Annotated in this window: 20 protein-coding genes; 10 read left to right on the plus strand and 10 right to left on the minus strand. The window is 66.3% G+C overall.

The window, feature by feature from the left end; genetic code table 11:
- Window position 1: 1 nt before the first annotated feature.
- Genes QGN30_RS19575 through QGN30_RS19590 form a run of 4 tightly spaced genes read left to right on the plus strand, consistent with a single transcriptional unit; the run spans window position 2 to window position 4,218 of the window.
- Window positions 2-841, plus strand: a complete 840-nt coding sequence (locus QGN30_RS19575) for an SDR family NAD(P)-dependent oxidoreductase (protein ID WP_009956562.1) — start codon at window positions 2-4, stop codon at window positions 839-841.
- Between the two features lie 25 nt (window positions 842-866).
- Window positions 867-1,787: a hypothetical protein gene (locus QGN30_RS19580; RefSeq protein WP_009956563.1), complete on the plus strand. Its 921-nt coding sequence runs from the start codon at window positions 867-869 to the stop codon at window positions 1,785-1,787.
- Window positions 1,784-3,286 (plus strand): flavin-containing monooxygenase, encoded by a 1,503-nt coding sequence (locus QGN30_RS19585; protein ID WP_009956564.1) that lies wholly within the window; start codon window positions 1,784-1,786, stop codon window positions 3,284-3,286. The genes QGN30_RS19580 and QGN30_RS19585 overlap by 4 nt, the downstream gene beginning before the upstream one ends.
- Before the next feature lie 14 nt (window positions 3,287-3,300).
- Entirely contained in the window at window positions 3,301-4,218 is a 918-nt protein-coding gene (locus tag QGN30_RS19590; protein ID WP_009956565.1) for a MerR family transcriptional regulator, read from the plus strand.
- A 443-nt stretch (window positions 4,219-4,661) separates the two neighbouring features.
- Here the strand turns inward: QGN30_RS19590 and QGN30_RS19595 are convergent, their stop codons facing one another.
- Window positions 4,662-6,014, minus strand: a complete 1,353-nt coding sequence (locus QGN30_RS19595) for a salicylate synthase (RefSeq protein ID WP_009956566.1) — start codon at window positions 6,012-6,014, stop codon at window positions 4,662-4,664.
- A 346-nt stretch (window positions 6,015-6,360) separates the two neighbouring features.
- On the opposite strand from QGN30_RS19595, the gene QGN30_RS19600 reads away from it, so the two are divergent.
- Together QGN30_RS19600 and QGN30_RS19605 are read left to right on the plus strand one after the other, a co-directional pair.
- A complete protein-coding gene (locus tag QGN30_RS19600; RefSeq protein ID WP_009956568.1) occupies window positions 6,361-6,573 on the plus strand; it encodes a hypothetical protein in 213 nt (70 codons plus the stop codon).
- A 282-nt stretch (window positions 6,574-6,855) separates the two neighbouring features.
- The gene (locus QGN30_RS19605; protein ID WP_009956571.1) at window positions 6,856-8,067 is read left to right on the plus strand and encodes a sodium-dependent bicarbonate transport family permease; all 1,212 of its coding nucleotides are present in this window, start codon (window positions 6,856-6,858) and stop codon (window positions 8,065-8,067) included.
- Window positions 8,068-8,075: 8 nt separating this feature from the next.
- On the opposite strand, the gene hemW is transcribed toward QGN30_RS19605, so the two are convergent.
- Complete coding sequence (hemW, locus tag QGN30_RS19610; RefSeq protein WP_009956572.1) at window positions 8,076-9,248, minus strand: radical SAM family heme chaperone HemW; 1,173 nt, start codon at window positions 9,246-9,248, stop codon at window positions 8,076-8,078.
- Between the two features lie 288 nt (window positions 9,249-9,536).
- Between hemW and QGN30_RS25795 the strand changes: the two genes are divergently transcribed.
- The 3 genes from QGN30_RS25795 (at window position 9,537) to QGN30_RS19620 (ending at window position 12,113) form a co-directional block, all read left to right on the plus strand.
- Complete coding sequence (locus tag QGN30_RS25795; protein ID WP_350494663.1) at window positions 9,537-9,593, plus strand: Ms4527A family Cys-rich leader peptide; 57 nt, start codon at window positions 9,537-9,539, stop codon at window positions 9,591-9,593.
- A 112-nt stretch (window positions 9,594-9,705) separates the two neighbouring features.
- A complete protein-coding gene (locus QGN30_RS19615) occupies window positions 9,706-11,373 on the plus strand; it encodes a nitrite/sulfite reductase (RefSeq protein WP_008255305.1) in 1,668 nt (555 codons plus the stop codon).
- Window positions 11,370-12,113 carry a phosphoadenylyl-sulfate reductase gene (locus QGN30_RS19620; protein WP_009952314.1) on the plus strand — a complete coding sequence of 248 codons (744 nt, stop codon included), beginning with the start codon at window positions 11,370-11,372 and terminating at the stop codon, window positions 12,111-12,113. Before QGN30_RS19615 ends, QGN30_RS19620 begins: the two co-directional genes overlap by 4 nt.
- 4 nt (window positions 12,114-12,117) lie before the next feature.
- Here the strand turns inward: QGN30_RS19620 and QGN30_RS19625 are convergent, their stop codons facing one another.
- The 5 genes from QGN30_RS19625 to QGN30_RS19645 all read right to left on the minus strand — a co-directional run bounded on the left by QGN30_RS19625 (window position 12,118) and on the right by QGN30_RS19645 (window position 16,468).
- Window positions 12,118-13,200, minus strand: a complete 1,083-nt coding sequence (locus QGN30_RS19625) for a sulfate/molybdate ABC transporter ATP-binding protein (RefSeq protein WP_009952315.1) — start codon at window positions 13,198-13,200, stop codon at window positions 12,118-12,120.
- Window positions 13,201-13,213: 13 nt separating this feature from the next.
- Complete coding sequence (cysW, locus tag QGN30_RS19630) at window positions 13,214-14,032, minus strand: sulfate ABC transporter permease subunit CysW (RefSeq protein ID WP_248923582.1); 819 nt, start codon at window positions 14,030-14,032, stop codon at window positions 13,214-13,216.
- Complete coding sequence (gene cysT, locus QGN30_RS19635; protein WP_009952316.1) at window positions 14,029-14,901, minus strand: sulfate ABC transporter permease subunit CysT; 873 nt, start codon at window positions 14,899-14,901, stop codon at window positions 14,029-14,031. Before cysT ends, cysW begins: the two co-directional genes overlap by 4 nt.
- The gene (locus tag QGN30_RS19640; RefSeq protein ID WP_051473031.1) at window positions 14,898-15,938 is read right to left on the minus strand and encodes a sulfate ABC transporter substrate-binding protein; all 1,041 of its coding nucleotides are present in this window, start codon (window positions 15,936-15,938) and stop codon (window positions 14,898-14,900) included. The genes cysT and QGN30_RS19640 overlap by 4 nt, the downstream gene beginning before the upstream one ends.
- 335 nt (window positions 15,939-16,273) lie before the next feature.
- Window positions 16,274-16,468 (minus strand): hypothetical protein, encoded by a 195-nt coding sequence (locus tag QGN30_RS19645; protein WP_009952319.1) that lies wholly within the window; start codon window positions 16,466-16,468, stop codon window positions 16,274-16,276.
- 217 nt (window positions 16,469-16,685) lie between these two features.
- On the opposite strand from QGN30_RS19645, the gene QGN30_RS19650 reads away from it, so the two are divergent.
- Window positions 16,686-18,644, plus strand: a complete 1,959-nt coding sequence (locus tag QGN30_RS19650; protein WP_172417567.1) for a glycoside hydrolase family 15 protein — start codon at window positions 16,686-16,688, stop codon at window positions 18,642-18,644.
- A gap of 17 nt (window positions 18,645-18,661) precedes the next feature.
- Here QGN30_RS19650 and QGN30_RS19655 read toward each other — a convergent pair whose 3' ends face one another.
- The 3 genes from QGN30_RS19655 to lepA are packed head-to-tail and all read right to left on the minus strand — an operon-like array spanning window position 18,662 to window position 22,054.
- Complete coding sequence (locus QGN30_RS19655; RefSeq protein WP_014384191.1) at window positions 18,662-19,405, minus strand: sensor domain-containing protein; 744 nt, start codon at window positions 19,403-19,405, stop codon at window positions 18,662-18,664.
- A gap of 16 nt (window positions 19,406-19,421) precedes the next feature.
- Window positions 19,422-20,180, minus strand: coding sequence for a sensor domain-containing protein (locus QGN30_RS19660; RefSeq protein WP_009952323.1), 759 nt, complete (start codon window positions 20,178-20,180; stop codon window positions 19,422-19,424).
- 2 nt (window positions 20,181-20,182) lie between these two features.
- Window positions 20,183-22,054, minus strand: coding sequence for a translation elongation factor 4 (gene lepA, locus QGN30_RS19665; protein WP_080587992.1), 1,872 nt, complete (start codon window positions 22,052-22,054; stop codon window positions 20,183-20,185).
- Window positions 22,055-22,089: the final 35 nt, after the last annotated feature.

Below are 22,089 nucleotides of genomic sequence, written 5' to 3' on the forward strand. Positions count from 1 at the left end.
GATGTTCGGACTCAATAAGCCCAAAATCAGCCGCGGCGCTTCGGCGGTGGTGACCGGTGCCGGAAGCGGCATCGGCGCCGCCTTCGCCGTCGAACTCGGCCGTCGCGGCGGCGCGGTCGTGTGCAGTGATATCGACCAAACCGCGGCGCAAAAGACCGCCGACGCGATCACCGAGCAGGGCGGCAAGGCGATCGCGATCCGTTGCGACGTATCGCGATTCGACGAGGTGCAGGCGTTGGCCGAGCAATCGCAGGCGTGGTTCCCGGCGGCACCCACGTTGGTGATCAACAACGCCGGTGTCGGTGCCGGCGGCGCCGCGATCGGCGATGCGCCGCTCGACGATTGGGCGTGGACGTTGGGGATCAACCTCTGGGGCCCCATTCACGGCTGCCATGTGTTCACCCCGATCCTGCGCGACGCCGAGTCGCGTGCGCCGCGGGGCATCATCAACGTGGCCTCCGCGGCGGCGTTCGGCGCCGCCCCGGGTATGGCCGCCTATAACGTCAGTAAGGCCGGCGTCCTTTCACTCTCGGAAACCCTGGCCGCCGAACTCGCCGGAACCCCGGTGCGGGTCACCGTGCTGTGCCCGACCTTCGTAAAGACCAACATTCTCGAGTCCGGCCGCATCAGCGAACAATCCAGCGAACTCGCCACCAAATTGATGCGCTGGACCGGATTGTCCGCGGAGAAGGTCGCGCGAACCTGCCTGGACGCACACGACCGCGGCGAGCTCTACTGCATGCCGCAGTTCGACGCCAAGGTCGGCTGGAACATCAAACGCCTGGCCCCGCAGGCCTATACGCGCACGGCCGGCTTGCTCTCCCGCATCAACCTGCCCTGAACACGTCGACGCAAAGGAGTTCCCGATGGCCATCGACATGGAAGTCATGCTCGCCAAGATCAAAGACCGGCAGTGGGCACTCGCCGATATCGACTGGGACGCCCCCGGCGCCGACATGATCAGTGACGAACAGCGGCCCCAGCTCAAGGCGTTCATGGCCGACCTGTGCTGGATCGAGAACATCGGCGCCAGAGGCTTTGCGGCACTGGCGAAGAAGGCCCCCACACCGACCATCGCCGAGATCTACCGCTACTTCCACGCCGAGGAGCAGCGCCACGCCAACGCCGAACTGGCGCTGATGAAGCGCTGGGGCATGCTCACCGACGGTGAGATTCCCGAGCCGAACGTGAACATCCGACTGGCCATCGACTGGCTGGACCGCTGGGCCGACGACATGCCGCTGTCTCTGCTCGGCACCGTCATCCCGATGCTCGAAGTCGCGCTGGACGGCGCCCTGTTGAAATTCCTCCTCGACGAGGTGCACGATCCCGTTTGTCACCAGGTCTTCGAGAAGATCAACAACGACGAATCGCGCCACCTGGTCGTCGATTTCGAAGTTCTCGACATGATCGGGCACGCGAAGATCCGGCGGTTGCTGATCGACTTCGTCGGTCACAATGCCACTCCGGGTCTCATCATCGGTGCGATCATGGGTGCACCGCTGATCAACAGGATCCGCAACGAGATCATCGCCATGGGTATGGAGCCCGAGCGGCTTTACCGGGCCGTGAAACGCTTTAGAGAGCTTGGCGACCGCGGCGATCGCACCAGCCGGGTACCGACTTACCGGTTCCTAAGGCGCTACGCCGGAGTGGTCACGAATCCACGCCACCCGTACCACCTGCTGGCGAATTCGATGGTATGGCTTTCCGACCGGTATCCGCGGCCGCTGCTACCGTCGGTACCGACGTGGGTCAGAGAACTCACCCACGAGCCGGCGGCATGAGCATGGCGAACAACAACGGCGCCCATGCGGCGCTCATCATCGGAGCCGGCTTCACCGGACTGGGCGCGGCAATCCGGTTGGCCGAAGCCGGAGTCGATGACATCGTGATACTCGAGCGCGCGGACCGCGTCGGCGGAACCTGGCGCGACACAACATATCCGGGTGCCAGCTGCGACGTCCCGTCGCTGCTGTACTCCTACTCATTCGTCAAAAATCCGACCTGGTCGCGAACCTACTCCCCCGCCCCGGAAATCTATCGCCACCTCGAGGACATGGCGGACCGCTTCGACATCCGCAACCGCATCAGGTTCGGCCACGAGGTCAAGGGCTTGTCCTTCGACGAGGACGCCGGCGTCTGGACCGCCACCACCAAGAACCGCAAGAAATTTCGCGCCCGCACCGTCGTGCTGGCTTCCGGTCCCCTGTCCGACGTCAGCTTCCCCGACATCCGCGGCCTCGACAGCTACCAGGGGCACAAGATCCACAGCGCCCGTTGGGATCACGATTACGACTTCGCGGGCAAGCGCGTCGCGGTCATCGGGACCGGTGCCAGCGCTATCCAGATCATCCCCGAGCTGGTCAAACGCGCCGAATTCGTCAAGGTTTTCCAGCGCACCCCATGCTGGGTACTGCCGCGCTTGGACGTCGCCACCCCACCTGCCGTGCAAGCCTTGTTCGCCAAAGTCCCTGCCACCCAACAGCTTGCGCGCCAGACGCTGTACTGGGGGCATGAAGCCAGCGCCACGGCGCTGGTGTGGGACACGCCGCTGACGTCGTTGGTCGCCCGGCTGGGGCGGGCCCACCTGCGCGCTCAGGTGAAGGATCCGTGGCTGCGGCGCCAGCTGACGCCCGACTTCAGGCCGGGGTGCAAGCGCATGCTGGTCTCCAGCGACTACTACCCGGCGCTGCAACGGGACAACTGCAAGCTCATCGACTGGCCGATCGCCACGTTGAGCCCGGCGGGCATCCGCACCAGTGATGGCATCGAGCACCGCCTCGATTGCATCGTGTTCGCCACCGGCTACGACGTGCATCTGACCGGTCCGCCTTTCGCCGTGACCGGACTCGGTGGGCGCTCGCTGGCCGCCGAATGGGCCGACGGCGCACAGGCTTACAAGAGCATCAACGTGCACGGGTATCCGAACCTGTTCGTCATGACCGGCCCCAACTCCGGGCCGGGGCACAACTCGCTGCTGGTCTACATCGAGGGCCAGCTGGACTACGTGGTACGCGGCATCACCACCATCCTCGACGAGGACCTGCGCTATCTCGATGTCCGCGAACAGGTCCAGCGGCGCCACAACGAGGATCTCCAGCGCCGGCTGACCAGGACGACCTGGATGTCGGGATGCCGCAGTTGGTACCTCACCAAGGACGGATTCAACGGGTCGATGTATCCCGGATTCGCCACGCAGTATCTTCGCCAGATGAGGGATTTTCGGTATGAGGACTATCAGGCGGTGGCGCACGCCCGGGCGCGCGCCAGCCGATCCGCCTGAGATCGCGCCCTGACATGGCAACCGAGCGTGCGTCGCGGCCCGAACCCGGCACCATCGCCAGCGTGCTGCACAACGTGCGCCGCGCCCCCAAACGCGTGCGGCGCCAATCGCGGGAATATCGACAACTCATCGAAACGGCGGTGTCCCAGCTGTTCGACGCGGCGGTCCGACACCCGCACGGCGCCGCGAACTCCGGGGAGTACCGCATCGACGACCTGGCCCGGCTGGCCGGCACCACCACCCGCAACATCCGCGTCTACCGCGACCGCGGGCTGTTGCCGCCCCCGCTGCGCGTCGGGCGCATCGCGCTGTTCAACGACACCCACCTGACCCGGTTGCGGCTCATCACCTCGATGCTCGACCGCGGCTACACCATCGCGCACGTACGAGAAATGCTCAGCGCGTGGGAGGAAGGCAAGAACCTCGGTGACGTGCTGGGCCTCGAAACCGCCATCGCGGGCCCGTGGACGACCGAGAAGCCGGAAACCATGCCGCTCGCCGACGCCCAGCGACTCGTCGACGACCCGCAAGCCTTCGAGCGGCTCGTCGCGCTTCAAGTGATTCGGATTGACGGGTCCAACGCGACGATCACCCGCCCGAAACTGATCGAGGCGTTCAATGAAATCCGCGGCTACGGTGTCGAATTCGACAAGCTCATCGACCTGCACGAGCAGATCGTGCCCGAGATCGACAAGATCAGCGACATGCTCGTGCGCGCCGGCGCCGAACACGTGCTGGACCGCATCAGGCCCGGCGAGCCGCTCCCGGCCGACGCCGAGATCGCCGAGCTGATCACCATGCTCGTGCGCTTTCGGACTCAAGCCGTGGCCACGGTCACCGCGACGCTCGCGTCCTCGATCGAATCCAATATCGAGTCGCTCGTGAGCCGCATTCTGGCGGACTATCTCGCCGAGTCGAGCTCTTCGGCCTGAGCGGCGGTGGCTTTCGGGATTGTCCTCGGCCGCCTCATGCCGTGAGCGCGCGACCTAACGGTGGAGCGCTAAACAGGGACGACAGTGCAGGTTGGGCACGTAAAAGTGCCCGTGCAGGCCGCTGCCGTGGGAAAAGTGAGCGCCAGCATGACGGCAAGAACGACTTTCGACTTGAGACCAGCCACGAATACTCCATCCCGTTGAAGTTGGGACAGATGCTAAACGCAACACCGCGAAAAAACTTGAGAATGACGGATATTCGCTGTCAACCCTTTACCGGCCGTTGAGAATTCACCCGTCGCGCGGCCATAGCCGCCGCTTGCGCTGCATATCACGTTAATCAGTGTCAGTGTTCCTTCTGTTTGAAGGACTTTGCTGGCGGTGATCTTCTCGGCCCTTCGCGCCTCACCTTCGGAGGCGCTTGGACTCGTCGAATTCCTCGCCTAGGCGCGCGCAATCAGATAGGGCGCGAGCGTGGACAGCTTCTCGCACGTCTCTTCGAATTCGCGTTCGGGCGTGGACTCTTCGATGATGCCGGCACCGGCCCGCAACCAGGTCCTGCCGTCACGTTCGTAGGCCGCGCGCAGCGTCAGCGCCGCGTCCAGCCCGCCGTCAGCCGAAATCATCACGACCGCACCCGAATAGAGGCCACGGGGTCCTTCGTCGAGGCGCATGATCGCTTCGACACCGCCCGCTTTCGGGATGCCCGAGGCGGTGACCGCAGGGAACAACGCTTCGAGCGCGTCCATCCGGTCGTTCGACGTGCCCAGGCGCCCGCTGACCGTGGACCCGAGGTGCTGGACACTCCCCCGCTCGCGCACCGTCATGAAATCGGTGACGACCGCAGTGCCGGGCTCGGCGATCTCGGTCATCTCCTGCAGCGAGCTGCGCACCGAAATCGCGTGCTCGACAATCTCTTTGGAGTTCGACTCCAGGTCATCTCGCGCCTCACGGTCACGCGCCTCGCCACGACCGAGCGCCCGGGTGCCCGCCAGCGGCTCGGTCACCACGACACCGTCGCGACGGACCGCCGCGACCAGTTCGGGGCTGTAGCCCACGGCACGAATCCCACCCAGCGACAACAGAAACGATCGCACCGGGGTGTTGTGCCGGCGCGCCAGCCGGTAGGTGGACGGGAAATCGAGCGCGAAAGGCACTTCGAGAGAACGGGAAAGGATCACCTTGTGGTAGCGGCCCGCCGCGATCTCCGCCACGGCCGACGCGACACGATTGCGGTAGTCGGAGGTGTCGGCGATGACGTCGATCGCGGAGGCCTCGCGCAGCCCGGAGACGCCGTCGCCGAGCACAGCCAGCACTACGTCGCGGTGGTCGGCCGACGCGTCGAACAGACGAATCGCCTCCCGGGACACCACGATGCGGCCCCGCGGCCAAAACACCCGCGCCAGCGGGGTTTCCGGCGCCAGGCGCTGTTGCAGCCCGTAGCGATAGACCCCGAATTCGAAGGCGATCCAGCCGAAGAGTTGGTCTGTTTCCAGCAGCAGCCGGTCGATGGCCTCGCCCAGCGCCGGCCCGGGTCGCCCCGACCACTGCTGGCGCTGCGTGACCCCATCGCGGATCACCCGCAGCTCGTCGCTGTCCAACTCGATCATGGCGTGCACACCGGTGGCCAGCACCCATTCCCCGCTGCGCTCGTAGAGCAGATACTCTTCCCCGACGCGTTCGGAGAGCACCACGGCCAACTCGGCCGCCAGGTCCGCCGGGTCGATATGGGCGGGAAGCGGGATCGATGGCGACGCAGAACCGGCGGAACTTGTCTCGACGCTGACCTCGGTCACGGTTAGTAAATGTAGCCTAACCTATGTAGCTGTGCGCAACCGATCCCATCGAGTTGCCCCCCGCGGGGCGCCTTCGGCTAAAACTCCCTCGGAGTTAAAGCCCGGCCCCGCCCGAGGCTACCCGCCGGAACGCGCCGATTCGTCGCTCCAGCCGTTCCGTTCGCGCAGCTAGGTCGGGGTCGCCGCCGGCGCGGAAGGTCAGGCGCTGCCGATCCGGTGTGAGGCTCGCCACCTGGAACGTTTTCCCACCGTTTACGTCGTGGTCGCGCACCGAACGGCGTGGGCCGCGAGACTCGTCCTAGTGGCACTGGCCCGTCCGCCCGGATTCGCTGATTGGAGGAACGACGTGTTCAGCATTCGCCTCAGCAGTGGCGAGGAGGTCCAGGCGAGCGCAGGCGACGAGCTCGAAATCAATCAAGAGACCGGTGTGCTTTCGGTGTCCCGGGTCGACGGCTTCGAGGAAATCACGACGCACTACTCGCCCTCGGCCTGGCTGTCGGTGACCCACCGGCAAAAGGGAGCCGGGGTCAGGCCGTCGCCCAACTGGCCGCCCCACTGACTCAGATTTTGACTACACAGTAAATAGACAGCATCTTCACACCAATCTCACGGCTGATGGGACGCCTGCCGGCACCGGATTTCGTTCCGCTAGATCGGGCCTGACCAGCGCATTTGCGGCGCTAGGCGGGTCTGGAAGGCCCGTCCTTCCCGCCGTGCTTTCGAGTGGCAGGTCGACCGCCACGGGGATAAATTTCTGACGGTCGTCGGGATGTTTCGTGGTTGCTCCGCGTTTGCGGACGGTGCTTCCCCCTGATCGCGGGTCTACTCAACGGAGGCATCGATGCTGCAAGAGTTTTGGCACAACTTCACCCACAACCTCTTCAAGCCGCTCTTGCTGTTTTTCTACTTCGGCTTTCTGATCCCCATCCTGAAGGTGCGCTTCGAATTCCCCTATGTCATCTATCAGGGGTTGACCATGTATCTGCTGCTGGCCATCGGCTGGCACGGCGGCGAAGAGCTCGCGAAGATCAGCGCCTCGAGCGTCGGCGCCATCGTCGGATTCATGGTCCTGGGCTTCGTGTTGAACTGTGCCATCGGCGGTTTGGCCTACGTGGGCCTGAGCCGACTGAAAACGCTGCGGAAGGTGGACCGCGCGACGATCGCGGGCTATTACGGGTCGGACTCGGCCGGGACCTTTGCCACCTGTGTGGCCGTGCTGGCCGCCGTGAACATCGCCTTCAACGCTTACATGCCGGTGATGCTGGCCGTGATGGAGATCCCGGGCTGCCTGGTCGCGCTGTACTTCGTGGCCCGACTGCGCCACCGGGGCATGGACGCCGGCGGATACATGCCCGACGAGCCCGGCTACACCCCGCCCGTCAAGGTCGGGGTCGGCCCCGGCAGCGCCGCGCGGCCCCCGCAGGGCGGGAGCCTCGAGAGGCAGGAAGCAAGCCTGGAGCACGAGCTGGAGGACTGGGAGCCCGAGCAGAGCCCGGACGACGCCAAGGCCAAGCGGATGCCGATCCTCTCCCGCGAGCTGTTTCAGGAGGTGTTCCTCAATCCGGGGCTGGTCCTGCTGATGGGCGGCATCATCATCGGTCTCGTCAGCGGGCTGCAGGGCCAGAAGGTCGTCGCCGACGACGACAAGTTCTTCGTGCTGGCGTTCCAGGGCGTGCTGTGCCTGTTCCTGCTCGAAATGGGCATGACGGCGTCGCGCAAGCTGAAAGACCTGCGCACGGCGGGCCCCGGATTCATCGTCTTCGGTCTCGTGGCGCCGAATGTCTTTGCGACGCTGGGCATCTTCGTCGCCTGCAGCTACGCCTCGCTGACCCACACCGACTTCAAGACGGGCACCTATGTGCTGTTCGCGGTCCTGTGCGGCGCGGCGTCCTACATCGCCGTCCCGGCGGTGCAGCGGCTCGCCATCCCCGAGGCGAGCCCGACGTTGCCGCTGGCCGCCTCGCTGGGTCTGACGTTCTCCTACAACGTCACCGTCGGAATCCCGCTCTACATCGAGATCGCCCGGGTCTTCGAGCAATGGTTCGGGGTCTGACCGGGCCGCTACCCCAATAGCGTCCGCACCACGGCGTCGGCCAGCAGCCGTCCCCGATCCGTCAGGACGAGCCTGTCACCGGTTGTCACCAGCAACCCGTCGGCGACGACGCCCGCGGCGCGTTCACGCTCTTCGGAATTCAACAGGCCAACCGGAAGGCCTTGGCGCAGGCGGACTTTCAACAGCACGTCTTCGGTGTGCAACGTGTCGGCGTCGAGCCGCTCGAATCCCGCGACCGGCAGCGCGGCCGCGCCCAGCCTCTCGGCATATGCGTTGGGATGCTTGACATTCCACCAGCGCGTGGTGCCGACGTATCCGTGCGCGCCCGGTCCCGCGCCCCACCACTGGCCGCCGTCCCAGTAGCCCAGGTTGTGCCGGCATTCACCCCCTGGCCGCGACCAGTTGGACACCTCGTACCACGACATGCCCGCCTCGCTCAGGCGCGCGTCGACCAATTCGTAGCGGTGGGCCAGCACGTCGTCGTCAGGAGCGGCCAGTTCGCCGCGACGCACCCGCCGGGCCAGGGCGGTGCCTTCCTCGACCACCAGCGCATAGGCCGAGACGTGATCGACGCCGGTCTCGATCGCGGTGTCGACCGATCGCAGCAGGTCGTCGTCGGACTCCCCCGGGGTTCCATAGATCAGATCGAGGCTGACGTGTTCGAAGCCCGCGGCCAGCGCCTCGCGGGCCGCATCGGCCGATCGGTTCGGCGTGTGAATGCGGTCGAGGACACCCAGCACCCGGGGCGCCACCGATTGCATCCCCAGGGACACCCGGGTGTAGCCGGCCGCGCGGATGGCGTCGAAGAGGTCCGGCCACGCCGACTCGGGGTTGGCCTCGGTGGTGATCTCGGCATCCGCTGCCAGCGGAAAGTGCTCGCGCACCATGTCCAGCAGCGTCACCAGGCGCGCACCGCCGAGCAACGAGGGCGTCCCACCACCGACAAACACGGTGCTCACCGGCGGCGCTTGCAGTCGCGCGGCCGCCAGTTCCAATTCGGCCCGCAGCGCACCCAACCAGGCGTCTGGATTGACGCCCCCCAGCTCCGCTGGGGTATAGGTGTTGAAATCGCAATAGCCGCAACGCGTTACGCAGAACGGGACATGCACGTAGATGCCAAACGGCTGCCCGGCGGTCACCCGCACGTCGGGCAGGTCGACCAGCTCCTCGCGAATGGCCATGCCAAATGATCCCACGCAGACGCCCGGCGCCGGCGCCGTCGATCCCGGCTGCCGGGGGCTGCCCGTGCGCCGAGCATGCGCCGGCTGCGACATTCCAGCCGGATTTTCGCGCTGGGTGCACGCTCGGCGTTGCCGCGCGGTGGATCCCCCGGACTTGATGCCGCGGTGGCCCGTCAGCGGCACTTTTAATCATCGTGAGCCCAGATTTGACCTGCTCGCACGGCCCCCCGGCATCCATGGCACAATGGGGGCGTGACTGTCGCCCAGCCCAGCCCGCACATTGTGCTCGTGGCGCGACGGCACATCGATCTCAAGCGCGTTTGCAGCTGTATCTGTCTGCCTTGACTTGGTAGACCCAGCCCACTGTGTCTCCAGCAGGCCGACGGTTTCGTGCCGCCCATAAGTGCCGGTGAACTGTGCTGGCCGCGCTGGCGATCTTTTTGAAGGAGAACTTCCGATGACCACCGCCCGACCCGCGAAGGCCCGTAACGAGGGCCAATGGGCACTGGGGAATCGTGAGCCGCTGAACCCGAACGAAGAGATGAAGCAGGCCGGCGCCCCACTGGACGTGCGCGAGCGCATCGAGACCATCTACGCCAAGAACGGCTTCGACAGCATCGACAAGAGCGACCTGCGTGGGCGCTTCCGCTGGTGGGGCCTGTACACCCAGCGTGAGCAGGGCTATGACGGCACCTTCACCGGCGACGACAACGCCGAGCTGCTCGAGGCCAGGTACTTCATGATGCGGGTGCGCTGCGACGGCGGTGCCTTGTCGACGGCCGCATTGCGCACCGTCGGCCAGATCTCCACCGAGTTCGGACGCGACACCGCCGACATCACCGACCGGGAAAACATCCAGTACCACTGGATCGAGATCGAGAACGTCCCCGAAATCTGGCGGCGGCTGGCCGACGTCGGATTGCAGACCGCCGAGGCGTGCGGCGACTGCCCCCGCGTGATCCTGGGATCACCGCTGGCCGGGGAGTCGCTCGACGAGGTGCTCGACCCGACCTGGGCGATCGACGAGATCGCCCGCCGCTACATCGGCCAGCCCGACTTCGCCGACCTGCCGCGCAAGTACAAGACCGCCATCTCGGGCCTGCAGGACGTGGTGCACGAGGTCAATGACATCGCGTTCATCGGCGTCAACCACCCCGAGCACGGCCCCGGGCTGGACCTGTGGGTGGGCGGCGGCCTGTCGACCAACCCGATGCTGGCCCAACGGCTGGGTGCCTGGGTGCCGCTCGAGGAAGTGCCCGAGGTTTGGCACGCGGTCACCTCGATCTTCCGCGACTACGGGTACCGGCGGCTGCGCTCCAAGGCGCGGCTGAAGTTCCTGGTCAAGGACTGGGGCGTCGAGAAGTTCCGTGAAGTCCTCGAAACCGAGTACCTCAAGCGTCCGCTGATCGACGGACCGGCACCGGAGCCGGTCCCGCGTCCGATCGACCACGTCGGTGTGCAACGGCTCAAGAACGGGCTCAACGCCGTGGGTGTCGCCTCGATCGCGGGACGGGTCTCGGGCACCACCCTGTCCGCGGTGGCCGACCTCGCCGAGGCGGCCGGCTCGAACCGGATCCGTTTGACCCCCTACCAAAAGCTGGTGATCCTCGACGTCCCCGACGACAAGCTCGAGGAGCTGATCGCCGGTTTGGAGGCGCTCGGCCTGCAGTCCCAACCGTCACACTGGCGCCGGAATGTGATGGCCTGCACGGGAATTGAATTCTGTAAGCTGTCATTCGCCGAAACACGAGTCAAGGCGCAGTCTTTGGTGCCCGAGCTGGAAAGTCGGCTCGCGGACATCAACCTGCAGCTCGATGTTCCGATCACCGTCAACCTCAACGGCTGCCCCAATTCGTGCGCACGCATTCAGGTCGCCGACATCGGGTTGAAAGGCCAGATGGTCGACGACGGAAACGGTGGCTCGGTCGAGGCTTTCCAGGTACACCTGGGCGGCAGCCTGGGTCAAGACAGCGGCTTCGGCCGAAAACTGCGTCAGCACAAGGTCACCAGCGACGAGCTCGGCGACTACATCGAGCGGGTCGCACGCAACTTCCTGAAATATCGCGGCGAGGGTGAACGTTTCGCACAGTGGGCCATGAGGGCAGACGAGGACGATTTGCGATGAGCGAACGAACAACCAGACATTCCGAGGCCGAGCTGCGCGAACTCGCCGCCCGGGGGGCGGCCGAGCTCGAGGGCGCCAGCGCCAGCGACGTATTGCGTTGGACCGACGAGACGTTCGGCGGCGTCAACGGACCGCGCGGATGGGCGACCTGCAACTACGTGGTGGCCTCCAGCATGCAAGAGGCGGTGTTGATCGATCTGGCCGCCAAGGTGCGCCCGGGTGTGCCGGTGGTGTTCCTGGACACCGGCTACCACTTCGTGGAGACCATCGGTACACGCGACGCCATCGAGTCCGTTTACGACATCCGGGTGCTCAACGTCACGCCCGAGCAGACCGTCGCCGAGCAGGACAAACTGCTGGGCAAGGACCTGTTCGCGCGTGATCCCGGTGAATGCTGCCGGCTGCGCAAGGTCGCCCCGCTGGGCAAGGCGCTGCGCGGCTATTCGGCCTGGGTGACCGGGCTGCGCCGGGGCGAAACCGCCGCACGCGCCAACGCCCCGGTGGTCGGCTTCGACGAGGGCTTCAAGTTGGTGAAGGTCAACCCGATGGCGACCTGGTCCGACGACGACGTGCAGAACTACATCGACGAGCACAGCGTGCTGGTCAATCCGCTTATCTACGACGGCTATTCGTCGATCGGCTGCGCCCCGTGCACGGCCAGGCCGCTGGCGGGCGCCGACCCGCGCAGTGGGCGCTGGCAGGGGCTGTCCAAGACGGAGTGCGGTCTGCACGCCTCGTGACGAATCACGCTGAGGTCAGCGTGTTCTCATCCTCGGCCGCTTTGTGACCGGGCTCCGCCGCAGTCGGGGCGATCGGTGGGACCCGGGTGGCACGCACGTAGACGGTGTCGCCGTCGCGTAATGCCAGGGCCTCGGCGTCGCCGCGTGTGATCTGCGCCGTGAAGAAGCCACCGGTGGCGGCGCTGGTCAATTCGACCCGCACCTCGAAACCCAGCGCCACCACCCGGTCAACGGTGGCCCGCACCACCCCGATCGACTCCGCGGTGCCGTCGCCGCCGGCGATCGCCATCTCGGGGTTGCGACCCACCCGGATGTCGTGCGGACGCACCAGGGCGCCGTTGAGGGTGGACACCGCGCCGAGGAACGACATCACGAACGCGTTCGCCGGGGCGTCATAGACGTCGGTCGGGGATCCGATCTGCTCGATGCGACCGTGATTGAGCACCGCAATCCGGTCGGCGACATCCAATGCCTCCGCCTGATCGTGGGTGACCAGCACCGTGGTCACGTGCACCTCGTCGTGCAGGCGGCGCAACCACGCCCGCAAATCCTCACGCACCTTGGCGTCCAGCGCACCGAACGGCTCGTCGAGCAGCAGCACCTGCGGGTCGACCGCCAGCGCTCGAGCCAGCGCCATCCGCTGTCGCTGACCACCGGAGAGCTGATTGGGATAGCGGCTCTGAAAACCGCTGAGCCCCACCACTTCCAGCAGGTTGTCGACCTTGGCTTTGATTTCGGCTTTGGGCCGCTTGCGAACCTTGAGCCCGTAGGCCACGTTGTCGCGGACGGTCAGGTGCTTGAATGCCGCGTAGTGCTGGAAGACGAACCCGATGCCGCGGCGCTGCGGTGGCACCCGGGTCACGTCGCGACCGTAGATCGTGACGGTTCCGCTGTCGGGCTGGTCGAGACCGGCGATGGTGCGCAGCAGCGTCGATTTGCCCGAACCGCTGGGACCCAACAACGCCGTCAGCGACCCGGTCGGCACGACGAAGTCCACGTGGTCCAGCGCGACGAAGTCGCCATAGTGCTTGTAGGCGTCGCGCACGATGATGGCGAGGTCGTCCCGGCCGGTACCGGTGTCTGTCACGTCATCCTCCTCGTCAGGCCTGCTTCGCCGCTCGGGCGCGGCGGGCGTCGAGAACCACCTGGAAAATCAGCACCAGCACCGCAACCCCCATCAGCAAGGTCGACAGCGCATAGGCGCCGTACTCGACGCCGCGGTTGTATCGGTCCGAAACAAGCAATGTCAGTGTTTGCGACTTTCCCGGCAGGTTCGACGACACGATGAGCACCGCACCGTATTCCCCCAGGGTACGTGCGATTGTCAACACGATGCCGTAGGTCAGGCCCCACCGGATGGACGGCAGCGTGATCCGCCAAAACGTCTGCCACCAGCCCGAACCCAGCGTCGCCGCCGCCTCCTCCTGGTCGGTTCCCAGCTCGTGCAGCACCGGCTCCACCTCACGCACCACGAACGGCAGGGTGACGAAGATGCTGGCGAGCACGATGCCCGGCAGGCCGAAGATGATTTTGAACTCGAGGTCGTTTTCGACGAATCCCAGCGCACCGGCCGAGCCCCACAACACGATCAACGCCACACCCACGATGACGGGTGAGACCGCGAACGGCAGGTCGATGATCGCCTGCAGCACGCCCTTGCCGCGAAACCTGTTGCGCGCGAGCACCAATGCCGTCGGGATGCCGAAGATTACGTTGAGCGGCACCACGATGGCCACCACCAGCAGGGTCAGGTTCAGCGCCGATATCGCCGCGGGAGTGCTGACCCAGGCGTAGAACTGGCCGAACCCGGGCCGAAACGTCCTCCACAGGATCAACGACACCGGCACGACCAGCAACACGAAGATGTATCCGAGCGCCACGAATCGCAGGGAATAGCGGACTCCGGCGGACGACGTCATGCGGCCAGCTCCTCGCGTTTGGCCGCGTGCCCACCCACGATCCGCAAGATGAGCAGGACCACGAACGAAATCGCCAACAGCACAATGGATATCGCGGCGGCGCCGGTGCGGTCGTCGTTTTCGATCAGGGTCCGTATCCACTGCGATGACACTTCGGTTTTGCCCGGCACCGCGCCGCCGATCAGCACCACCGACCCGAACTCGCCGATCGCGCGTGAGAACGCCAGGCCCGCACCGGACAACAGCGCGGGCAGCAGCGCCGGCAGCACCACCGAGGTGAAGATCTTCGGGCCGCTGGCGCCCAGCGACGCCGCCGCCTCCTCGACTTCGCGATCCAACTCCAGCAGCACCGGCTGAACCGCGCGGACCACGAACGGCAGCGTCACGAACGCCAACGCCACCGTCACACCCCACGCGGTGTGCTGCAGGTGCAGACCCACCGGGCTGTTGTTGCCGTACAACGCCAGCATGACCAGGCTGGCGACGATGGTGGGCAGCGCGAACGGCAGGTCGATGATCGCGTCGACCAGTCGCTTCCCGACGAAGTCGTCGCGCACCAGCACCCACGCGATCACCAGACCAAAAATCAGGTTGAGCACAGTCACCCCGGCCGAGATCGTCAGGGTCACCCGGAAGGATTCCAGCGCGGCATTGGAGGTGACCGCGAGCCAGAACGCGTGCCAGCCGCCGCCGGCGGACTGCCAGGCGATCGCCGCCAGCGGCAGCAACACGATCACCGAAAGCCACACCGTTGCCGCCCCGACCCGCAGGGCGGTGGTCCCGCGGCCACGCCCGGGCAGCGGCCCGTGCCCGGGGTCGCCGCTGAGTTCGGGCCGGATTGCCAGCGGGTCCGGCGTGATGGCCGTCATCCGGTGGCCTGCGTGTAGATCTTGGTGATGCTGCCGGTGCTCTTGTCGAACAGCTGCGGATCCGCCGCGCTCCAGCCGCCGAGGTCGGCGATGGTCCACAGCTTCGTCGGCACCGGATATTGGGCGCGGAAGTCGGCGGCGACCGACGGGTCGACCGGCCGGAAACCGGCCTGCGCCCAAACCTTTTGGGCCGCGGCCGTGTACTGGAAGTTCTTGAACGCGACGGCGGCCTGCAGGTGGGGGCTGGTGTTGACGACGGCGACCGGATTGTCGATCTTGAAGGTCTGCGGCAGGTTGACGTGGTCGACGGGCTTGCCCGCCCGTTCGGTCGCGATGGCCTCGTTCTCGTAGCTGATCAGCACGTCACCGCTGCCCTGGATGAAGACGTCGGTGGCTTCGCGTCCCGATCCGGGACGGAGTTTGACGTGCTCGGTCACCAGCTTCTTGATGAAATCCACGCCGGCGGCGCTGTTGGCGCCGCCTTCGCTCTTGACGGCGTACGGCGCCAGCAGATTCCACTTGGCCGACCCCGAACTGAGCGGGCTGGGCGTGATGACCTCAATGCCGGGCCGCAGTAGGTCATCCCAGTCCTTGATGTGCTTCGGATTGCCCTTGCGCACCACCAGCGTGACCACCGAGCCGAACGGGATCCCCTTGGTGGCGTCGGTGTTCCAGTCTTTGGAAACCTTGCCGGCCTTGACCAGTCGCGCGATGTCGGGTTCGACGGAGAAGTTCACGACGTCGGCCGGCTTGCCGTCGACGACACCGCGGGATTGGTCACCGGAGGCCCCATACGAGGTCACCACCTGCACGCCCTTGCCTTCTTCGGAGGCATTGAACGCCGGAATTATCTTGCTCCACCCGGGTTCTGGGACCGAATAGGCGACCAGCGTGATGGAAGTGCGTGCGCCGGCCAGCCCGCCGCCGCCGACGGCATCGCTAGCGCCCCCGTGGCAGCCGGCGATACTTGCGGCCACGCCGGCTGTCGAAACCAGGGCAAGTACAGGCCGCCAACGCAATGCGGTCCTGATGTCCATCGAAGGCCTTCCGGTGGGGGACTTATCGGATCTCGGTCCCGTCTCAGCGGAAAGGCAACTAGAACTTCAGGAGGATTCGAGAACTCCAGAACCAGACCGCACACGGGTTTGGGAGTCAGCGACAACAGTGCACGAAGGCATAGCACCCCGGGATGCCAATCGCCACGCGCATGGCGGGAAGCCTAACAGGAATTGACGGTGCCGCCACCGCAGCCGGCGCACGCCACCGCGGCGGGCGCCTCACCGGTGCATCAGGTGCGTGACCAGCCACGTGCCGATCACCAGCGCCACCAAGATGAGGAGAACCAGCGTCACGTGTGACCGAGGCATGCGCGTCACCCGGAGGTCTCACCGACATGGCGGGCACGGCGCATCAACTCGATGCCCTTGCCGAGGAGGCCGTCGAGCAGGGCCCCCGTCACGTAGGCCACCGCCAGCACGACCGGCATCACCACCATGGCCTGCAGCACGAAAGGGAGCCCCGAAAGCCACAGCTCGTTGCCGTCCCACCAGTTGAGGAACGCGTTCACGGAGCTCACCCTATGTGGCGCCGCCACACAAAACCAATGCGTGAACATCGGCGCCCGGGAAGGGGTACGCCACGCCGCGTCGGCGAAACGTTGGACGCCGGGCCGCCGTGCGGTCGATGATGTCCAGATGGTTCTGCATGTTCAGCCCGACGACCAACCGGCCCAGCCGGACGAAGACATGCCCGAGGAAGCGTTTCCAGCGGCGTCCGCCACGTCGATGTCGTCGTCCATCGACCTGCGCACTCCCGGGCCCCTCGCTCCCAGCGCGGCCCTGCGTAACCCGTTTCCGCCGATCGCCGATTACGCGTTCCTGTCGGACTGGGAAACCACCTGCCTGATCTCGCCGGCCGGGTCGGTGGAATGGCTGTGTGTGCCGCGGCCGGACTCGCCGAGCGTGTTCGGGGCGATCCTGGACCGCAGCGCCGGCCATTTCCGGCTGGGCCCCTACGGCGTCTCGGTGCCCTCGGCCCGCCGGTATCTGCCGGGCAGCCTCATCATGGAGACCACCTGGCAGACGCACACCGGATGGCTGATCGTGCGTGACGCGCTGGTCATGGGGCCCTGGCACGACCTGGACCGCCGGTCGCGGACGCATCGCCGCACCCCGATGGACTGGGACGCCGAGCACATCCTGCTGCGCACCGTGCGCTGCGTCAGCGGCACCGTCGAACTGATGATGAGCTGCGAGCCGGCGTTCGACTACCACCGCGTCGGGGCCACCTGGGAATACTCCGCCAACGCGTACGGCGAGGCCATCGCGCGCGCCACCAGGCAGCCCGACGCCCACCCCACGCTGCGACTCACCACCAACCTGCGGATCGGGCTGGAAGGCCGCGAAGCGCGCGCACGCACCCGGATGAAGGAGGGCGACGACGTGTTCGTGGCCCTGAGCTGGACCAAGCACCCGGCGCCGCAGACCTACCAAGAGGCCGCCGACAAGATGTGGCAGACCACCGAGTGCTGGCGGCAGTGGATCAACATCGGTAACTTCCCCGACCACCCGTGGCGGGCCTACCTGCAGCGCAGCGCGCTCACGCTGAAGGGGTTGACCTACTCGCCTACCGGCGCGCTACTGGCGGCCAGCACCACGTCGCTGCCGGAAACACCGCAGGGCGAACGCAACTGGGACTACCGCTACGCCTGGGTGCGCGACTCCACGTTCGCGTTGTGGGGCCTGTACACGCTCGGGCTCGACCGCGAGGCCGACGACTTCTTCGCGTTCATCGCCGACGTCTCGGGGGCCAACAACAACGAGCGGCACCCGCTGCAGGTGATGTACGGCGTGGGCGGGGAGCGCAGCCTCGTCGAGGAGGAACTGCATCACCTGTCCGGCTACGACCAGGCCCGGCCGGTGCGCATCGGCAACGGCGCCTTCGACCAGGTCCAGCACGACATCTGGGGCTCCATCCTCGACTCCTTCTACCTGCACGCCAAGTCGCGCGAACAGGTCCCGGAGACGTTGTGGCCGGTGCTGAAGAAGCAGGTGGAAGAGGCGATCAAGCACTGGCGCGAGCCCGACCGCGGAATCTGGGAGGTGCGCGGGGAGCCGCAGCACTTCACGTCGTCGAAGGTCATGTGCTGGGTGGCGCTCGACCGCGGGGCGAAGCTGGCCGAACGGCAGGGCGAGAAGAGCTACGCCCAGCAGTGGCGGGCCATCGCCGAGGAGATCAAGGCCGACATCCTGGCGCACGGCGTGGATTCCCGCGGGGTCTTCACCCAGCGCTACGGCAGCGACGCGCTGGACGCCTCGCTGCTGCTGGTGGTGCTGACACGGTTCCTGCCGCCGGACGACCCGCGGGTGCGCAACACCGTCCTGGCGATCGCCGACGAACTCACCCAGGAGGGCCTGGTGCTGCGCTACCGGGTCGAGGAGACCGACGACGGGCTGTCCGGCGAGGAGGGCACGTTCACGATTTGCTCGTTCTGGCTGGTGTCGGCGCTGGTCGAGATCGGGGAGGTGCGCCGCGCCAAACGCCTGTGCGAGCGGTTGCTGTCCTACGCCAGCCCGCTGCACCTGTATGCGGAGGAGATCGAGCCGCGCACCGGCCGCCAGCTGGGCAACTTCCCGCAGGCGTTCACCCACCTGGCGCTGATCAACGCGGTGGTGCACGTCATCCGGGCCGAGGAGGAGGCCGACGGCTCCGGGATGTTCCAGCCCGCCAACGCGCCGATGTAGCCGGAAGGGAGCCCGCGTCAGCTGCGGGCGCCGAGTTTGTCCATGAGCGCGTGGGCGAGGTCGATGGCGGTGGTGTTGATGTTGCCGTTGCCCTGATCTCCCGGACCATAAATGGGAATGAAGTCGACCCTCACCTCGACAACGTAAGGCCCCTTGACGCCGAGGGCCCGGGCCACGGGTGTTGCGTTCAAAACCGAGTACGGGGCGGACCCCATCGAAACCGTAGCCGCGACAACCGAATTCAGGACGCGCACGTCGGAGATGGCATCCGTACCGTAGATATCGGTCGGCGGCGCTATCAGCGTGGTCCCGTCGCACTTCTGCCACCGCGCGACGAACCTGGCGAAGAGCGCGTCGGCGTCAGCGGCCGTCCGCAACGCGACGATGCCTTGCTGGACAATGTCGATCTTCACCGAATCCCTTTTGCCCACCCACATTTCGGCGGCCGTTTCTAGTATCGGCGCCGAGCCATACGGGCCCCGCTGCATCAAATGGACGACGCCGATGCACTCGGCGGGCTTCGCCTTATCCCACGCGGTTCCCAATTTGTCGCCGCCCCCGAACAACGAGTAATGCGGGTATGGCTGGAACGGCTGGTCGAGCAGCTTCGCCAGCGCGGTACCGTCGAACAAGGCCCGCTTGATGGCCGGCACCCGACCCGCGTTCGGCGCCAGAGTGCCTGTGCCGGAGATGGTTTGGGTGCACCCGCTCACCAGCAGCACCGCGACCACAGCGGCCAGCGAGTGCCAGGTGCTTTTCACTTCACCCCTCCCGACCTCAGCTCAGGGCGTTGACCCTGTCCATCATGGCGCGCGCGATGTCGAGCGCGCTGCTGTTGACGTTGGCCGATCCCGGGTCGGTGGATCGCCGCCCGCCGAAGAAGACCACCTCGACCTCCACGAGGCAGTTCGACCGGATACCGATGGCCCGCGCCTGGGGGGTGGGCCGCAGGGCGGGCATGTTGGGCAGCACCGAGGTGGCGGTTTTGGTCGCCGCGATGGTGGTAGCGGTGCCGCGGACATCGCTGATGACGTTCGTCGTGCTGATCGGGCCGGTCTGTTCCGAGGTCGTCATGCCGTTGCATTGCTGCCACTGCTGCGAGAACTGCGCGAACAACGCCTGAGCCTGCGCGGCCGAAGGCAGCGTGACCACGCCCTCCATCACGGTGATCACCTGCGCCGGTTCGCCGTTGTTCCACCACGACACCGAGGCGACGTCCTGGACCTGGGCTGAGCGGTACACGCTCTTTTGCAGCATCGCCGTCACGCCCAGGCAACCGGCCTGCGACGTCGACCGCTTGACCTGGTAGAGCTTCTCGGGGCCGCCGACTTGCGCCGGCTCGCGGGAGATCAGCGTCTGGTCCAGCATCCGCGACAGCATCGCGCCGTCGAGCAGCACCTTGCTGACCGTCGCGCCGCTCAGCGGACGCAGCTTCAGGTTCGGTGCCGGCTTCGCCGTTCCGTTCACGACCGCGCCGCATCCTGTCACCAGCGTGGCCAGCGCTGCGAGCGTCGCCGCCGCTTTGAGTATCCGCATGGCTACTTCTTGCCCTTGTCCCCCGCCGCGTCCGCGGACAGCGCCGCGACGAACGCCTCCTGCGGTACGTCGACCCGCCCGATGGTCTTCATCCGCTTCTTGCCTTCCTTCTGCTTTTCCAGAAGTTTGCGCTTGCGGGTGATGTCACCGCCGTAACATTTGGATAGCACGTCCTTGCGGATGGCTCGGATGTTTTCGCGCGCAATGATTTTCGATCCGATCGCCGCCTGGACCGGCACCTCGAACTGCTGGCGTGGGATCAGCTCTTTGAGCTTGGTGGTCATCTTGTTGCCGTAGGCCGAGGCGCCGTCCTTGTGCACGATCGCGCTGAACGCATCGACCGCCTCGCCCTGCAACAGGATGTCGACCTTGACCAGCTGGGCCTCTTGCTCGCCGGCCTCCTCGTAGTCGAGGCTGGCGTAGCCGCGGGTGCGTGACTTCAGGGAGTCGAAGAAGTCGAAGATGATCTCGCCCAGCGGCATGGTGTAGCGCAGCTCCACGCGTTCGGGTGACAGGTAGTCCATCCCGCCGAGCTCGCCGCGGCGCGACTGGCACAGTTCCATGATGGTGCCGATGAATTCGCTGGGCGCGATGATGGTGGTCTTCACCACCGGCTCGTAGACGGTGCGGACCTTGCCTTCGGGCCAGTCCGACGGGTTGGTCACGACGACTTCGGTGTTGTCCTCTTTGACCACGCGATAGACGACGTTGGGCGACGTCGAGATCAGGTCCAGGTCGAACTCTCGCTCCAGGCGCTCCCGGGTGATCTCCATGTGCAGCAAACCCAAGAAGCCACAACGGAATCCGAAGCCCAGCGCCACCGACGTCTCCGGCTCGTAGGTCAGGGCCGCGTCGTTGAGTTGCAGCCTGTCCAGCGCGTCGCGCAGAACCGGATAGTCCGAACCGTCCACGGGATACAGCCCCGAGTAGACCATCGGCCTGGGCTCGCGGTATCCCGTCAGCGCTTCGGCGGCGCCGCGCTTGGCCGTCGTCACGGTGTCACCCACCTTGGACTGGCGGACGTCCTTGACCCCGGTGATCAGGTAACCCACCTCGCCCACGCCCAGGCCCTCGCTGGCCTTCGGCTCGGGCGAGACGATGCCGACCTCGAGCAGTTCGTGCGTGGCGCCCGTGGACATCATCGCGATGCGTTCGCGCGGTGTGATCTTGCCGTCGACCACCCGGACGTAGGTCACCACGCCGCGGTAGATGTCGTAGACCGAGTCGAAGATCATCGCCCGCAGGGGCGCGTCGGCCTTGCCCTGCGGGGGCGGCACCTGGCGCACCACCTCGTCGAGCAGCTCGGCCACTCCCTCGCCGGTTTTGCCGGACACCCGCAGCACGTCGTCGGGCCCGCAGCCGATGATGTGGGCGAGCTCTCCGGCGTAGCGGTCCGGGTCGGCCGCCGGCAGGTCGATCTTGTTGAGCACCGGGATGATGGTCAGGTCACGGTCCAGCGCCAGGTAGAGGTTGGCCAGGGTCTGCGCCTCGATGCCCTGGGCGGCGTCGACCAGCAGCACCGCGCCCTCGCAGGCCTCCAGCGCGCGCGACACCTCGTAGGTGAAGTCGACGTGGCCCGGGGTGTCGATCAGGTGCAGGACATGGTCTTCGTCGTCGACTTTCCACGGGAGCCGGACGTTCTGCGCCTTGATGGTGATGCCGCGCTCGCGCTCGATGTCCATCCGGTCCAGGTACTGGGCGCGCATCGAGCGCTCATCGACGACGCCGGTGAGCTGCAGCATCCGGTCGGCCAGCGTCGACTTGCCGTGATCGATGTGGGCGATGATGCAGAAATTCCGAATCTGCGCCGGCGCGGTGAAGGTCTTGTCGGCGAAACTGCTGATGGGAATCTCCTGGTCTACTTCAAACGTGATGGGCGCGGCGCGGCCGCTTTACTGGCGGTTCGCGG

The sequence above is a fragment of the Mycobacterium sp. 3-98 genome (assembly GCF_035918355.1).
Taxonomy (GTDB): domain Bacteria; phylum Actinomycetota; class Actinomycetes; order Mycobacteriales; family Mycobacteriaceae; genus Mycobacterium; species Mycobacterium intracellulare.

What these genes read in the sequence shown, in the direction of transcription:
- QGN30_RS19575 (WP_009956562.1), top strand. Translation starts at nt 2, where the DNA reads ATGTTCGGACTCAATAAGCCCAAAATCAGCCGCGGCGCTTCGGCGGTG.
- QGN30_RS19580 (WP_009956563.1), top strand. Translation starts at nt 867, where the DNA reads ATGGCCATCGACATGGAAGTCATGCTCGCCAAGATCAAAGACCGGCAG.
- QGN30_RS19585 (WP_009956564.1), top strand. Translation starts at nt 1,784, where the DNA reads ATGAGCATGGCGAACAACAACGGCGCCCATGCGGCGCTCATCATCGGA.
- QGN30_RS19590 (WP_009956565.1), top strand. Translation starts at nt 3,301, where the DNA reads ATGGCAACCGAGCGTGCGTCGCGGCCCGAACCCGGCACCATCGCCAGC.
- QGN30_RS19605 (WP_009956571.1), top strand. Translation starts at nt 6,856, where the DNA reads ATGCTGCAAGAGTTTTGGCACAACTTCACCCACAACCTCTTCAAGCCG.
- hemW (WP_009956572.1), bottom strand. Translation starts at nt 9,248, where the DNA reads ATGGCCATTCGCGAGGAGCTGGTCGACCTGCCCGACGTGCGGGTGACC.
- QGN30_RS19615 (WP_008255305.1), top strand. Translation starts at nt 9,706, where the DNA reads ATGACCACCGCCCGACCCGCGAAGGCCCGTAACGAGGGCCAATGGGCA.
- QGN30_RS19620 (WP_009952314.1), top strand. Translation starts at nt 11,370, where the DNA reads ATGAGCGAACGAACAACCAGACATTCCGAGGCCGAGCTGCGCGAACTC.
- cysW (WP_248923582.1), bottom strand. Translation starts at nt 14,032, where the DNA reads ATGACGTCGTCCGCCGGAGTCCGCTATTCCCTGCGATTCGTGGCGCTC.
- cysT (WP_009952316.1), bottom strand. Translation starts at nt 14,901, where the DNA reads ATGACGGCCATCACGCCGGACCCGCTGGCAATCCGGCCCGAACTCAGC.
- QGN30_RS19640 (WP_051473031.1), bottom strand. Translation starts at nt 15,938, where the DNA reads ATGGACATCAGGACCGCATTGCGTTGGCGGCCTGTACTTGCCCTGGTT.
- QGN30_RS19650 (WP_172417567.1), top strand. Translation starts at nt 16,686, where the DNA reads ATGTCGTCGTCCATCGACCTGCGCACTCCCGGGCCCCTCGCTCCCAGC.
- QGN30_RS19660 (WP_009952323.1), bottom strand. Translation starts at nt 20,180, where the DNA reads ATGCGGATACTCAAAGCGGCGGCGACGCTCGCAGCGCTGGCCACGCTG.